Origin of the sequence: Streptomyces sp. BV286, assembly GCF_019090165.1 — a bacterium.
In the GTDB taxonomy this organism is placed as follows: Bacteria; Actinomycetota; Actinomycetes; order Streptomycetales; family Streptomycetaceae; genus Streptomyces.
In genome coordinates this window covers 115062-128208 of record NZ_JAHRIB010000210.1, presented here as the reverse complement: position 1 = coordinate 128208, position 13147 = coordinate 115062, and the positions used below count along the sequence as shown (strand labels likewise).

Here is a 13147-nt window from a genome sequence, read left to right as displayed (position 1 = left end):
GAGCATCCCTGATGCGCGCAACACTTCTGTACGGCGCAGGCGACGTCCGCGTCGAGAACGTCCCCGACCCCGCCATCAAGCACCCCACCGACGCGCTGGTCCGCATCACCGCGTCCTGCGTCTGCGGCAGCGACCTGTGGCCGTACGCCTCGCACAAGCACGAGGACGGTCCCGCCCGGATGGGCCACGAGTTCATCGGCGTCGTCGAGGACACCGGCTCGGAGGTGACCACCGTCAAGCGCGGCGACCTGGTCGTCGCCCCGTTCGCCATCTCCGACAACACCTGCGAGTTCTGCCGCGAAGGGCTGCACACCTCCTGCGCCCACGCCCAGGCCAACTTCTGGGACGGCGAAGCGGAGGAGGGCGGCCAGGCCGAAGCGGTCCGCGTCCCGCTCGCCGACGGCACCCTCGTCAAGCTCCCCGTCGCACCCGACTCCGCGCTCATCCCGTCCCTGCTGACCCTCTCGGACGTCTTCGGCACCGGCTACCACGCCGCGGTGGCGGGCGGCGTGAACGAGCGCACCCGCGTCACCGTGATCGGTGACGGCGCGGTCGGCCTGCTGGGAGTCCTGTCCGCCAAGCGCCTGGGCGCCGAGCAGATCATCCTGATGGGCCGTCACCAGGCGCGCACCGATCTGGGCCGCGAGTTCGGCGCCACCGATGTCATCTCCGCACGTGGCCACGAAGGCATCGCCCAGGTGCGGGACTTGACCGGCGGTCACGGCACGCACGTGGTCCTGGAGTGCGTCGGCAACATGCCCGCCTACGAGCAGGCCACCGGGATCGTCCGTCCGGGCGGGGTCATCAGCCGCGTCGGCGTCCCGCAGTACGAGGAGGCACCGATCGGCTTCGGCAGCCTCTTCCGCCACAACATCCGCCTGGCCGGCGGACCGGCGCCGGTCCGCGCCTACATCGAGGAACTGATGCCCGACATCCTCAGCGGCGCCATCGAGCCCGGCAAGGTCTTCGACGTCACCACCGACCTCGCCGGAGTCCCGGCCGGCTACCAGGACATGGCCGACCGCAAGAGCCTCAAGGTCCTCATCAACAACTGACGCACCCCTCACCGACACAGCCCAGCAAGAAAGAGGGCATGGGGCGGTGCCGTCGGCGTACAGACGAATGCGCACCTGAGCGTAATTGCGTCTTGTACACACCGACGGCGCCGCCTCTGCCGATGAAGCGGTCGCCCTCGGGCCGCGCGCGGTCGGGGGCTGCGGCGGTGCCGGCCGAAGTCGCGCGCCCCCGCGGTGATCGGCCGGCGATGCCCTTCTCTGCCCGGGCCGTTGTCTCGGTCAACTGGGGGCGATTCGCCCGCCGGCGAAGGGTTCGAGGCTACTCAGCTCCGTCAAGGACGCCTTCCGCGTTGCAAGCTCTGGGCTGCGCCCCCTGGGCAGCTCGTCCCGGCTCAGGGTCCCGCCGGTAAAGCTCCAGCTTCGAACACTTCAGGTGAGCGCCAAGCCGTTGTCGGAGGTCAGGCCCCTGAGCTTGTCGGGGTTGACCTGGAAGCGCAGGGCCTGGATGCGGCCGTCGACGAGGTCGAACGAGAGGGCGCCGACGGTGTGCCCGCCGAGGGTGGCCAGCACGCCGAGCTCGCCGTTGATGACGGCCGACTCCATGGTCAGGGCGGCCAGTTCGGGCTTGGCCAGGAAACCCACGATCCAGCGCGCGACGTGGCCGGTGCCGTGGAGAGGGCGGCGGGCGGCGGTGACCTTGCCGCCGCCGTCGGACCAGGCGGTGACGTCGGGGGCGAGCAGCTCCATGACGGCGTTCAGGTCGCCGCCTGCACAGGCATCCATGAACTGGGCGGTGACCTGCTGGCGCTGTGTCTGGTCCGTGTCGAAGCGGGGGCGGCGGGCCTGGACGTGCTCGCGGGCGCGGCGGGCGATCTGGCGGACCGTCGGCTCTGGGCGTTCGAGGGCCTCGGCGATCTCGGCATGCGAGTAGCGGAATACCTCGCGGAGCAGGAAGACGGCGCGTTCGACGGGGCTGAGGGTTTCCAGGACGACCAGCATCGCGGTGGAGACACTGTCGGCCAGTTCGGTCTCCGTGGCGATGTCGGGGGAGGTCAGCAAGGGCTCGGGAAGCCAGGGGCCGACGTAGGTCTCGCGAGTGGCCCGCGCGGAGGTCAGACGGTTCAACGAGAGGTTGGTGACCGTGCGCACCAGGTAGGCCTTGGGGTGGCGAATCGCTTCGCGGTCCGTGGTGTTCCAGCTCAGCCACGCGTCCTGCAGGACGTCCTCGGCGTCGGCGACGCTGCCCAGCATGCGGTACGCGGTGGCGAACAGCAGCCTGCGGTGCTCGATATAGGGGTCCTGCTCAGATCTGGTGTCGACCATCGGCTCATGCTGCCAGCGGCGTAACCAGGGCGGCAAGGCTCGAGATCGCGGCGCTGGGAGCCGCTGTGCCCGTCATACCGCCGGCTCGCGGGTGGCGCGGCCGCCCCTGGAGACGATGGTGGTGACGTTCATGCGCTTGCTGAACCGGTAGGTCGTGAGCGGGCTGCCGCTGATCATCTCCTTGTACGCGACGGCGCTCCGGCCGGTGAGGTGCATGCGGCGGGGGGTGTCGTCGGCCTTGGTGAACTGGATGACGGCTTCGCGGCGGCCGAGGCTGACCGGCTGGTGGAAGTAGCCGAAGCGGAAGGGCTTGACGGCCTTGCCGCGCACGAGCCGCGCGATGGTGTCGGCGGTGTACTGGGCGGTGGGCAGGCCGCTCTGGCAGGTGCCGTGGATCTGTCCCCAGCCCAGCCGGACGGCGGCGGCGTCTCCGATGGCGTGGATCTCCGGGTGGGAGACCGAACGCAGGGTGGCGTCGACCAGGACGAGGCCGCGGCCGTCGGTGGCGACCCCGGCGTCGGCGGCGAGCGGCGACACCTTGACGCCGGTGGTCCACAGGCAGGCGTCGGAGCGGACGAGCCGGCCGTCGGCCAGCTCGACGGCGTCGGGCAGCACCTTGGTGACGCGGGCGCCGGTCACAAGAGTGACGCCGAGGCGGTCCAGCGCGCGGTAGAGGTAGGCGCGGGCCTTGGCGCCCATCATTCCGCCGGGCTCGGCCAGGCTGATCAGCGTGACGTCCAGGCCGGGGTGGCTCTCAGCGATCTCGGTGGCTGCCTCGATGCCGGTCAGGCCGCCGCCGCAGACGGTGACCGTCCCGCCGGACGTGGCGACCTCGGTGAGCCGCACGGCGAACCGACCGGCGATCTCCGGGTTGTTGAGGGTGAACGTGTGGGTGTCGGCGCCGGGGACCTTGCCGGTGTCGGTCGAACTGCCCAGCGCATAGACGAGTGTGTCGTACCCGAGGGTCTCGGCGTCGTCGACGGTGATCTGCCGGGCCTCGGGGTCGATGGCGGTGGCGGCGCCCTGGACGAACGTGACGCCGGTCCCGGCGAGCAGGACGGGGATCTGGTGGTCGGTCAGTTCCTGCCCGGCGGCGATCTGGTGCATTCGCAGCCGTTCGACGAACCGGCTCGAGGGGTTGACCAGGGTGATCTTGACGCTGGTCCGGCGGGTGCGGTGGGCCAGCCGGATGGCGCTGAACATGCCCGTGTATCCAGCGCCGAGGACGACGATGTGGTGGCCGTTGCTCATCTCGATCTCCCAAGGTCGGGAACCGGCTTCGGTGTCGGTGACGCCCATGGGACAAGCAACCCTCACCAGACGTGACAGGTCGCCGATGTGAGCCACGTCACATCAGGCGCCCTGTTGGTGTGCCGACAAGAACCCGCCAATTGCCTCGCTCTACCGGGCCTGGCCGAGGCGGAGCAGGACACCGAAGAGGACGCGCCCCGCCAGGCCGGCGGCGGTACCGGCCTGGCGGGGTCACTTGCAGTCAGGCGAGGTTCTTGGTGAAGAACTCGTCGAGCCTGTCGAAGGGGATGAGGTCCTTGCGGTCGTACAGGTCGACGTGGTCCGCGCCCGGGACGATCACGAGGTCGACACTGCCGGGGGCCATCGCCTGGACGTCCTCGGAGTAGTAGCGCGAGTGCGCGTCGGCGCCGGCCACCAGCAGGGCCTTGCGGGGCGCCAGCATGTCGAGGTTCGTCATCTGCTGGAAGGCGAAGAACGACATCGGCGTGGTCCCGGTCCACGCGGTGGTGGAGTTGATCGAGCGCGGGTGGTAGCCGCGCTCGGTGCGGTAGTAGTCGAAGAAGATCTTCGTGATCGGATCGGCGTCCGCCGGGAGGGCCTTGGGCAGGACGCGGTTGGAGGGGGCGACGTCGCCGTTCTCGTCGAAGGGGACTTCGTGGGAGAGCCGCGCGTAGGTGCCCTTTTCGGCGTCGATCCAGCGCTGCCGACTGAGGTGGTCCACGACCTTCTGGCGCTGCTCACGCGTGTAGTAGTCCTCGTGGCCACGGGACATGCTGCGCGACATGTCGTACATCGAGGCCGCGGCGACCGCCTTGATACGGCTGTCCGCAGCCGCCGCGGTGAGCGCCATACCGCTCAAGCCGCAGATGGCCTGCACGCCGATCCGCTCGCGGTCGACGGTCTTCTGCAGGCCGAGAAAGTCGACGGCGGCGCTGAAGTCCTCGGTGTAGATGTCGGGCGAGCCCACGTCGCGCACGGTGCCGCCGCTCTCCCCGGTGAAGGAGGGGTCGAAGGCGAGGGCGACATAGCCGCGGCGGGCGAACTCGTTGGCGTAGAGCCCCGAGGACTGCTCCTTGACCGCGCCGAACGGGCCGCTGACCGCCAAGGCCGGCAGTTTTCCCCTGGCGTCCTTCGGCACATAGAGATCCGCGGCGACCTCGATGCCGTAGCGGTTCTTGAACCGCACCGAGGTCCGCTTGACGTTCTTGTCCAGTGCGAAGGTGTAGCCGCCCTTGGCCGCGGCCTTGCCCTGTCCTGGGGCGCGCGCGGCACGGCCGCGCTCCGCACCGAAGGCGGGCAGAGCCGTGAAGGAGGAGGCGGCGCCGGTGGCGGCGATCAGTCCGAGCGCTTTTCGACGTTCCATGGAGTGGACCTCATAATCGGTCGGTGGGGGAAAAGGCGCGACGGTCAGTGGTGTTGTGACCGAGGCGTGCTTCCAGGAGACCGCTTCTGCGCCAGGCGTGGCAGGTTGGGTTTATGGGGGGTACAAGCTCGACCCCCATCCCGCGGGGTGTGCGTCGTAGCTGGAAGGCATGACACAACGACACCTCCCGGACACCCGCGCCCTGTCAATTCCCTGAGGTTGTAAGGATGTCGGCCATGCAGCCTGGCTATGGCGACCGCTGCGGCCAGGCGCTTCTCGGATCGTGTTCTTGAACGTGACGGCGGCAGCCCACCGGTGGCGCTGCGTCGTTGTCTGGATCGTCCAGGTCGTGGTGGCAGCTCCGGACGCCCCGATGCCACCGGGTCCGGCAGCCGTCGACTTGCATCTGACGTTGACGTCAGGTTTTAGCGTGGTGGCTGTGGGCGTTCCGAAGTTTGCTGCGGACATCGCCTCCTTACGTCAATGATCTTCCGTGTCTGCTGTGAGCAGGTGCGACCGACAGCAGGAGTACTCATGCGCGCAGCCGTTTACCGTTCGCTCGGTGGCCCGGACGTTGTCGAGGTGGCCGAGGTCGACAAGCCTGTTCCGGGCCTGAGCGAGGTTCGTATCAGGGTCCAGGCGTCCGCGCTCAACCCGACCGACGCGGCGGCTTGGAGCGGGGGCTTTTTCCCCGCTCCGCCGGAGGGGGCTGCCTATGGCCTCGGCTGGGACATCGCCGGCGTCGTGGATGCCGTCGGCCCGGGTAGCCACTGGACGCCCGGACAGAGTGTCATCGCGTTCAGCTACGGTCTGCCCCTGGGGCTGAACCGTGGTCAGGCCGAGTACGTCGTGGTTGCCGCTCATGCGATCGCCGAGGCGCCCGCGGGTGTCGACCCCGTCCACGCCGCCACGATCCCGCTGAACGGCCTGACCGCTTCCCAGTCCGTCGAGTTGCTCGGCATCCAGGCGGGCCAGACCGTGCTCATCACCGGTGCGGAGGGGGCGGTCGGCGGTTACGCGGTGCAGCTGGCGAAGCGTCGGGGAGCCGTGGTCATCGCGACGGACCTGTCCGCCGAGGGCGGGTTCGCGACCGAGACGGCGGGGGCCGACGTGTACGTGCCGGCGTCGCAGCCGCTGGTGGAGGCCGTCCGCACGGTGCGTGCCGAAGGAGTCGACGCCGTCTTGGACACGGCCCGGCTGGGGGATGCCGTCATCGGAGCGGTGGCGGACGGCGGCAGGTTCGTGACCACGCGACGTGACGCGTTGCCTGAGGCCGAGCGGGGGATCAGGGTTCTGTTGACGCAGGTAGGCCCTGACGCAGCGATGCTCACCACGCTCTCCGATCTCGCCGCGGCGGGAGACCTGGCGCTCCGCGTGGCGGAGACCTATCCCCTGCAGGAGGTGACGCAGGCCTACGCGCGCATGACCAGGGGCGGGCTCCAGGGACGTGTCGTCCTCACCATGGAGTGAGCGCGACACCCTCTCGTACGACGGCCTCTGTCCCTGCCGGCCTGCAGGGACAGAGGCCGTCGCCGTCCGGTACCGGTTGCACGCCACGGCGAGCACGTGCACACAGGAGGACGACGTTCCGCGCGCAGCGACCCCACTGGAATGAGGGTGGGGTCGGTCGGCTCAGGCGGTACTCGCGGCAGCGCCGCCGCGTACGGGGTGGCTGTGGTGCGGGTGGCTGGGGTCCGTAGCCACTTCGATGATCTCGTCGAGGCGGGCGCGCACTGCTGTCAGGTCGCCGATCTGGCGGTCGATGCGGGCCCGTTCGGTGATGAGGCTGTCGCTGAACCCGACGGGCGAGGGGCCCTCGTTCATGCACCGCGGCAGGACCTCGCGGACAAGCCTGCTCGACAGGCCGGCGGAGTACAGCTGCTGGATCATCCTGACTCGGGCGACCGCGCCGTCCGGGTACTGCCGCTGCCCCCCGCCGGTACGCGTGGCGCCGAGCAGGCCCTGCTCCTCGTAGTAGCGCAGCGCCCGGACGCTCACCCCCGCCTGTTCGGCGACCTCTCCGATCCGCATCGCTCCTCCTTGCCGGGTTGGCGTCGTGCCAGAGTTGCATCTGACGTCGGCGTGAGGTTTCAGCGTAGCTGAAGTCGACATCGTGGGCCTTTCGTCTCGTCCGGCAGCAGCGCGCCGGATCACGGCGAATCAGTGGATGCATACAGATCTGGCGCATGCCATCCGCGGACGGCATGCGCCAGATCTGTGATCCCGGCGATGCCAGGAAGAGGGAGGGTCAGTGGCTCGGCAGGAGGGTGCGCAGGCGGGCGGTGTGCTCGTCGATGGACTGGGGGCCGTTGCTGGTGAGCAGGCGGACATTTTCCTCCCAGATGACCTTGATGGCGGTCGGGTTGGTGGTCGTCTCCACCTTGTAGCCGGCGCTCCGGAGGGCTTCGTCGATGTAGTAGCCCATCCGCACCTTCTTGCCGGGGATCTTGAGGTAGCCGTTGCTGAGGACGAAGAGTTCGGCGGACTTGGCGACCGTGGTCACGCGCACGCCCTTGAAGGCGTGATCGAGGTCGGTGACGACGGTGCCGTCGGCACCCACCCGGTACTTGGCCGAGGCCATGGCGATGGGTGCGTGGCAGATCAGCGAGATGATCACCCCGTTTTCCCGCAGGGTGTGCAGGAGTTCGCCGAGCCAGGGGTTGTCGACGAAGTCGACCATGGGGGCGTGGCCGCCGGGCATGTGCACGAAGTCGAAGCCGCTCAGGTCGAAGGAGTCCTCGGGGTCGCGGTGTCTGAGCACGAGTTGCTCGATGGACAGGTAGGTGTGCTCCGGCAGATCCTGCATCGACTTGACCAGGTCGTCGCGCAGCACCACGACTTCCTTGTCGCTGCCGGGCAGCGCTTCGGAGACTGGCAGGCGGCCCAGGTAGCGGCGGGCGAGGGCGAGTTCGCCGTCCCGGCGGGCGACAAGCCCTGGCCGTTTGGCGCGGAAGGTGTCGACATCGAAACGGAACGCCTGCGCCGCGGTGGCCGTGATGTTCGCGGAGCTGAACTTGTCCGCGGCGTGCATCGGCAGGGCCAGGCCGTTGATTTCCAGCTGCGGGACGATTCCGCCGGGGGTGGCGAAGGTGAAGTCGTACTCGTCGCCGAATTCCTTGAGGATCTGCGCCAGTTCGACCAGGTAGAACCCGGTCGAGACGCCGGGGTGGTCAGCCGGTGCGGTGAGCGGCAGGAGAGCGGCCGACGGGATGATGATCAGGGCCTTGGGCTTGGAGGAGACGGGGGCGTTCATGGCGGGCCTTCTTTCGCTCTGTGAGCTGGGGGAGTGGAGGGGGCGCTCCTCGGCTGCGCAGGGTCGCGCCCGTGGTGAGTGGGCCTGGATGTCAGGCGGAGACAGCGGCCGGTGTGTAGATCACGGCGGGGTCCAGCGCCAGATTAGCCTTGGCCTGCACAGACAGCGCGTCGGCGATGACCTCGGCCTGCTCGGCCTCGATCCCGTCGAGAGTGGCCTTGACGACGTCGGCCGGGTCGTTCTTCTCGAACGGCACCCCGCGGGCCATGTCGGTGTCGGTGGGTCCCAGGTACAGGCCGGTGACCAAAGTGTTCTGGCCGGAGAGTTCGAGGCGGACGCTGTTGGTCAGACTCCAGGCGGCGGCCTTGGCGGCGCTGTAGGCGCCCCAGTGCTCGGAAGGGACCCAGGACGCGACCGACAGGACGTTGACGATCGCGCCGCCGCCACCCGCCTTGAGGATTGGGGCGAAGGCCCGGATCATGCGCAGCGGGCCGTAGTAGGCGGTGTCCATCTCCAGTTCGATCTGGTCCAGGTCGCCGTCGACCAGGCCGTGGGTGGTGATGATGCCGGCGTTGTTGACCAGCAGCGTCACGTCCGAGGCGGCTTCCGCCACAGCGGCGACGGAAGCCGGGTCGGTGATGTCGAGCCGCAGCACCTCCGCTCCGGGCAGATCAACGCTCTCGGGGTTGCGTGCGGTGGCGTACACCTTGCTCGCTCCCCGCTCCAGCAGCTGGGTGGCGAAGTGACGGCCGAGGCCGCGGCTCGCACCGGTGACAAGGGCGACAGAGTTGGCGATGTCCATGGGGGGTGGTCCTTCACGTAGGAGTTGCGTTGTCGGAAACGCCCTGGTGGGGGCCGACATCACCTACGCTAGAACCTGACGCTAACGTCAGGTGCAAGTCCTGGGGGTAGGTCCTGAGGGTGGGACTCCGCGAGAAGAACCGTTTCGGGCACCTTGTGCGCCGCTGCGGCTGAGTCCGGACCGAGGAAGCGGCCGGACCCAGGCGGGACGGATAGCCTACGAGGCGGGAGGACCAGCAGGGCTTGCCTCGCCGCCGACTGGCACTGACACCCGCTGCACATCGTGCTGACCGTCCTCTGTGTACGGCCGGGTTCCGCTCCGGTCAGCTACTTGCTGGCTCCGGCCGTCGCAGCGTGCGCTGTTCCAGCACGGCCTGGGCGGCCGCGGTGAGGCGGGACGCCGCCGGGCTGGCGTCCGGGAGCCAGGCCAGGACCAGTTGGGTGTCCGGGTATCCGTGGACGGGCACGGCCCGTACGGAGTTGCCGAGACGGTCGCGGACGCTGTCGCCGACGACGAGCACGAGCTGTCCCAGCGCCACGCGGTCGACCATGGTGTCCAGTGCCTCGTGGGGCAGTTCGGCTTCGTAGCTCGGCAGCGCCTCCACCTCGGGCAGGGTCAAGAACGGGCGGTCGGCCAGCGGATGGCCCGCCGGGAGCAGGACGACCGGCTCCTCAACGCCGAGCTCCATCAGCTGGAGACCGGGAGGTGTGGCAGTCGACTGGCACATGAGGGCGACGTCCGCGGTGCCGTCCCTAAGGGCGCCGATCTCGTCATAGGTGAACACGACGTCGGTGAGCGAGCCGTCCGGACCCTGTGCGTCGGCGGCCAGGAGCGCGGGCAGGACGCCGGGGCCGGTGGCGGGCCGTACCGCGAGGGTGACCCGCTGCTGCCCGGCGGCTTTGAGCGCCTTGCGTACGGCAGTGTCCAGCGCCGCCAGAATCGTGCGGCATTCAGCCAGGAAGACCTCACCCGCGGCTGTCAGCCGCACCTGTCGCGTGGTGCGCTCCAGCAGGGGGACGCCCACACGCCTCTCCAGATGGGCGATGGCCCGGGACAGCGGCGGCTGCGTGATGCCGAGGTTCTCCGCGGCCTGGCCGAAGTGCAGCGTCTCGGCCACGGCCACGAAGTACGCGAGTTGCCGGGTCTCCAGCTGATTCATGCATCCAAGGTATAACCCCGTGCCCAGACAGTCATTGCTCCGCCGAAGACGCCCTGGTCAGCTTGGTTGTGCGCCCTCCACTCCCGGGCGCCCCAGGCTGCTTGCGCCGAACCGCAGGCAACACGAAAGGCAGAGCTGTGAAGGCTGTTCAGTACCAGAGCTTCGGCGGACCCGACGTCCTTGAGGTCACCGACATCCCGGATCCGAAGATGTTCGCCGATCTCGTGCTGGTGAGAATCGAGGCGGCGGCGCTCAACCCGGCGGATCTGGGATTCCAGAGCGGAGCCGTGGATCCCGTCGTGGACTTCTTCTTCCCGGTGATCCCGGGGTGGGATGTGGCCGGGGTCGTCGAGCAGGCCGGAGAGGCGACGGCGGGATTCCGGCCGGGCGACGAGGTGATCGGGTTCGTCCGCGGACAGATCATGCACCACGGCACCTACGCGGAGAAGGTCGCGGCCGAGCCGCGCCAACTGGTGCGCAAGCCGAGGAACCTGAGCTGGGCCCAGGCCGCCGGGCTGCCGGTCGCCGGGCTCACCGCCTACCAGGCGATCGTGCACAGCCTTGAGGTGGCGGCCGGTGACACCGTGCTGGTGCATGGGGCAGCGGGCGGCGTCGGACACCTCGCCGTCCAGATCGCCGTCGCGCGGGGCGCACGAGTGATCGGAACGGGCTCCGAGGCCAGCCAGGAGTTCATCGCCTCCCTGGGCGCGACGCCGGTGCGCTACGGCGACGAACTGGTCGAGCAGGTACGCAAGATCGCCCCGGACGGGGTCGACGCGGTCCTGGACACCGCCGGGCGCGGCTCCCTGGCCACGACACAGGACGTCGCCGCCCTCGGGGTGCGCGTCGCTTCGATCACACGGTCCGCCGCCGAGTACCCGGGGGCCATCGACGTCTACCTCTACCTCGACGGCGACGACCTGACCCGGCTGGTGGAACTCGCCGAGGAAGGCAAGCTCACCGTCCACATCGACCGGGCCTTCCCGCTCGAAGAAGCGGCGCAGGCCCAGCAGTTGCTGGCCGGCGGCCACGTCCGGGGCAAGGTCGTCCTCGAAAACCGCAGGGGGGTCTGAGCACCATGGCAAACAATCCTGTGATCACCGCGGTCACCGACATCGACGCTTCGCCCGAGCAGGTGTGGCGGGTCCTGACCGACTTCGCCGGATACGCGGAGTGGCACCCTGCGCTGCGCTTCGTCGACGTTCCCGCCGAGGTCCTGCCCGGAACCCGGCTGCAGGCCCAGCTGACGCTGGGAACCGAGAACGACGGCGCCTACGAGTTCACGGTCGTCGACTACGAGGCACCCAAACGCCTGGCCTGGACGGGCGGCATTCCCGACGTCCTCACGGGGCTGCACTCCTTCGTCCTCGAACCGCACGACGGCGCAACCCACTTCACGGAATCCGAGGAGTTCACCGGATCGGCCGCCGTGGAGACCGTGGAACCCGCCCGGGCTCAGATGGAGGAGGGCTCCGCGAGCTACGTCAGGGCTCTGAAGAAGCGCGTCGAATCCGGCCACTGATCACCCAGCTCAGCCAGGCACGCCCGCGGACCGGACCTCCCCCAACCACGGTCCGCGGGCGGCAGGCATGACCAGGCGCAGCCGAGGACAGCCGTATCACCGACCTGCCCGATCCCCGACCGCCCTGGACCCGCGACCCGGGAGACCCGCCGGTGCCACGGAGCTTCGTACGGCCTTGGCAGAGGGATGCGGCATGTTCTGAGACGGACAGACAAACCGGCTGCGTCGCGGATCTCCGTGGCAACGGAGATGTCGCGGCCGCCCACCGTCCGCAACGGATCTCACCGAACCCGGGGGTGCCGCCGGTATGGCCGAAAGCTCGCAGCCAACACCGGCAATCAGGCCGCGACGAGCTCCTGCTCGCGGTCCGGCGTCGTGACCTTGGGCTTCTTGTTCGGCAGTGAGAGCCGGAAGACCTTGTGCCACGCGGAGAACACCTGCTTGGGCAGCGGCCCGGTGACGTAGTCCAGCTCGTACTTGTCGAACAACGCGCGCACCTTCACCGCGACCTCGGCGTACCGGTTGCTCGGCAGGTCCGGGAACAGGTGGTGCTCGATCTGGTGCGACAGGTTGCCGCTCATGAAGTGCATGGCCTTGCTGCCGCTGATGTTCGCCGAGCCCATCATCTGGCGCAGATACCACTGGCCGCGCGTCTCGCCCTTGATCGACCGACGCTCGAAGACCTGCACGCCCTCGGGGAAGTGCCCGCACATGATCACCGAGTGGGTCCAGAGGTTGCGGACCAGGTTCGCGGTGAACGTGGCGGCGAGCGTGGGGAGGAACGACGGGCCCGACAACAGCGGGTGGATCACGTAGTCCTTGAGCACCTGCTTGCGGATCTTGCGGCCCACGGCCCTGGCCCGCGCGCGGAACTCCGGGCTCTTGCGGCGTCGTTTGTTCAGGTTCTTGCCGAGCTCCAGGTCGTACGCCGCGATGCCGTACTCGAAGAAGCAGGCGTTGAGGAAGTTCCACAGCGGCTGCCCGAGGTGGAACGGGTGCCACTTCTGGTCCTCGTCGACGCGCATGATGCCGTAGCCGAGGTCGTTGTCCTTGCCGATCACGTTGGTGTACGTGTGGTGCAGCTCGTTGTGCGAGTGCTTCCACTGCTCGGCCGGCGAGACGTGATCCCAGTCCCAGGTGGTGGAGTGGATCTTCGGGTCCCGCATCCAGTCCCACTGGCCGTGCAGGATGTTGTGGCCGATCTCCATGTTGTCCATGATCTTCGCCACGGACAGACCGGCGGTGCCGATCAGCCAGGCGGGCGGGAAGATCGAGAACAGCAGTACGCCCCTGCTTGCCAGCTCGAGCTTGCGCTGCGCCGAGATGACCTTGCGGATGTAGGCGGCGTCCTTCTCACCGCGGGCGGCGATCACCTCGTCGCGGATCGCGTCCAGCTCGCGGCCGAGCTCCTCGATCTGCTCCGCGGTCAGGTGGGCGGTGGGGTCGATGGCGGTCAAG

12 protein-coding genes are annotated in these 13147 nt (G+C 69.0%); 4 read left to right on the top strand and 8 right to left on the bottom strand.

From position 1 onward, the window contains the following. Positions 1-11 precede the first annotated feature (11 nt). On the top strand, positions 12-1055 hold the full coding sequence (locus tag KUF83_RS40240) for a zinc-dependent alcohol dehydrogenase family protein (RefSeq protein ID WP_217460064.1): 1044 nt from the start codon (positions 12-14) through the stop codon (positions 1053-1055). Between the two features lie 390 nt (positions 1056-1445). Here KUF83_RS40240 and KUF83_RS40235 read toward each other — a convergent pair whose 3' ends face one another. The 3 genes from KUF83_RS40235 to KUF83_RS40225 all read right to left on the bottom strand — a co-directional run bounded on the left by KUF83_RS40235 (position 1446) and on the right by KUF83_RS40225 (position 4953). Next, complete coding sequence (locus tag KUF83_RS40235) at positions 1446-2339, bottom strand: RNA polymerase sigma-70 factor (protein WP_217460063.1); 894 nt, start codon at positions 2337-2339, stop codon at positions 1446-1448. A 72-nt stretch (positions 2340-2411) separates the two neighbouring features. Continuing rightward, the gene (locus tag KUF83_RS40230) at positions 2412-3638 is read right to left on the bottom strand and encodes an NAD(P)/FAD-dependent oxidoreductase (RefSeq protein WP_254645078.1); all 1227 of its coding nucleotides are present in this window, start codon (positions 3636-3638) and stop codon (positions 2412-2414) included. A 193-nt stretch (positions 3639-3831) separates the two neighbouring features. Next, on the bottom strand, positions 3832-4953 hold the full coding sequence (locus KUF83_RS40225; RefSeq protein WP_217460062.1) for an alpha/beta hydrolase: 1122 nt from the start codon (positions 4951-4953) through the stop codon (positions 3832-3834). Between the two features lie 534 nt (positions 4954-5487). On the opposite strand from KUF83_RS40225, the gene KUF83_RS40220 reads away from it, so the two are divergent. Further along, complete coding sequence (locus KUF83_RS40220) at positions 5488-6423, top strand: NADP-dependent oxidoreductase (protein ID WP_217460061.1); 936 nt, start codon at positions 5488-5490, stop codon at positions 6421-6423. A 162-nt stretch (positions 6424-6585) separates the two neighbouring features. Here KUF83_RS40220 and KUF83_RS40215 read toward each other — a convergent pair whose 3' ends face one another. The 4 genes from KUF83_RS40215 to KUF83_RS40200 all read right to left on the bottom strand — a co-directional run bounded on the left by KUF83_RS40215 (position 6586) and on the right by KUF83_RS40200 (position 10167). Continuing rightward, positions 6586-6984 carry a MerR family transcriptional regulator gene (locus KUF83_RS40215; protein ID WP_217460060.1) on the bottom strand — a complete coding sequence of 133 codons (399 nt, stop codon included), beginning with the start codon at positions 6982-6984 and terminating at the stop codon, positions 6586-6588. Between the two features lie 217 nt (positions 6985-7201). Further along, positions 7202-8206, bottom strand: a complete 1005-nt coding sequence (locus tag KUF83_RS40210) for a DJ-1/PfpI family protein (RefSeq protein WP_217460059.1) — start codon at positions 8204-8206, stop codon at positions 7202-7204. A gap of 91 nt (positions 8207-8297) precedes the next feature. Next, positions 8298-9008: an SDR family oxidoreductase gene (locus KUF83_RS40205; RefSeq protein WP_217460058.1), complete on the bottom strand. Its 711-nt coding sequence runs from the start codon at positions 9006-9008 to the stop codon at positions 8298-8300. A 322-nt stretch (positions 9009-9330) separates the two neighbouring features. Beyond that, positions 9331-10167 (bottom strand): LysR family transcriptional regulator, encoded by an 837-nt coding sequence (locus KUF83_RS40200; protein WP_217460057.1) that lies wholly within the window; start codon positions 10165-10167, stop codon positions 9331-9333. A 137-nt stretch (positions 10168-10304) separates the two neighbouring features. Between KUF83_RS40200 and KUF83_RS40195 the strand changes: the two genes are divergently transcribed. Both KUF83_RS40195 and KUF83_RS40190 read left to right on the top strand, forming a co-directional pair. Then, the gene (locus KUF83_RS40195) at positions 10305-11240 is read left to right on the top strand and encodes an NADP-dependent oxidoreductase (protein ID WP_217460056.1); all 936 of its coding nucleotides are present in this window, start codon (positions 10305-10307) and stop codon (positions 11238-11240) included. Between the two features lie 5 nt (positions 11241-11245). Further along, positions 11246-11689, top strand: coding sequence for an SRPBCC domain-containing protein (locus tag KUF83_RS40190; protein WP_217460055.1), 444 nt, complete (start codon positions 11246-11248; stop codon positions 11687-11689). 338 nt (positions 11690-12027) lie between these two features. On the opposite strand, the gene KUF83_RS40185 is transcribed toward KUF83_RS40190, so the two are convergent. Further along, positions 12028-13146 (bottom strand): acyl-CoA desaturase, encoded by a 1119-nt coding sequence (locus tag KUF83_RS40185; RefSeq protein WP_217460054.1) that lies wholly within the window; start codon positions 13144-13146, stop codon positions 12028-12030. Between the last annotated feature and the right edge of the window lies 1 nt (position 13147).

What these genes read in the sequence shown, in the direction of transcription:
- KUF83_RS40200 (WP_217460057.1), bottom strand. Translation starts at nt 10,167, where the DNA reads ATGAATCAGCTGGAGACCCGGCAACTCGCGTACTTCGTGGCCGTGGCC.
- KUF83_RS40205 (WP_217460058.1), bottom strand. Translation starts at nt 9,008, where the DNA reads ATGGACATCGCCAACTCTGTCGCCCTTGTCACCGGTGCGAGCCGCGGC.
- KUF83_RS40220 (WP_217460061.1), top strand. Translation starts at nt 5,488, where the DNA reads ATGCGCGCAGCCGTTTACCGTTCGCTCGGTGGCCCGGACGTTGTCGAG.
- KUF83_RS40240 (WP_217460064.1), top strand. Translation starts at nt 12, where the DNA reads ATGCGCGCAACACTTCTGTACGGCGCAGGCGACGTCCGCGTCGAGAAC.
- KUF83_RS40230 (WP_254645078.1), bottom strand. Translation starts at nt 3,638, where the DNA reads ATGGGCGTCACCGACACCGAAGCCGGTTCCCGACCTTGGGAGATCGAG.
- KUF83_RS40190 (WP_217460055.1), top strand. Translation starts at nt 11,246, where the DNA reads ATGGCAAACAATCCTGTGATCACCGCGGTCACCGACATCGACGCTTCG.
- KUF83_RS40215 (WP_217460060.1), bottom strand. Translation starts at nt 6,984, where the DNA reads ATGCGGATCGGAGAGGTCGCCGAACAGGCGGGGGTGAGCGTCCGGGCG.
- KUF83_RS40210 (WP_217460059.1), bottom strand. Translation starts at nt 8,206, where the DNA reads ATGAACGCCCCCGTCTCCTCCAAGCCCAAGGCCCTGATCATCATCCCG.
- KUF83_RS40235 (WP_217460063.1), bottom strand. Translation starts at nt 2,339, where the DNA reads ATGGTCGACACCAGATCTGAGCAGGACCCCTATATCGAGCACCGCAGG.
- KUF83_RS40225 (WP_217460062.1), bottom strand. Translation starts at nt 4,953, where the DNA reads ATGGAACGTCGAAAAGCGCTCGGACTGATCGCCGCCACCGGCGCCGCC.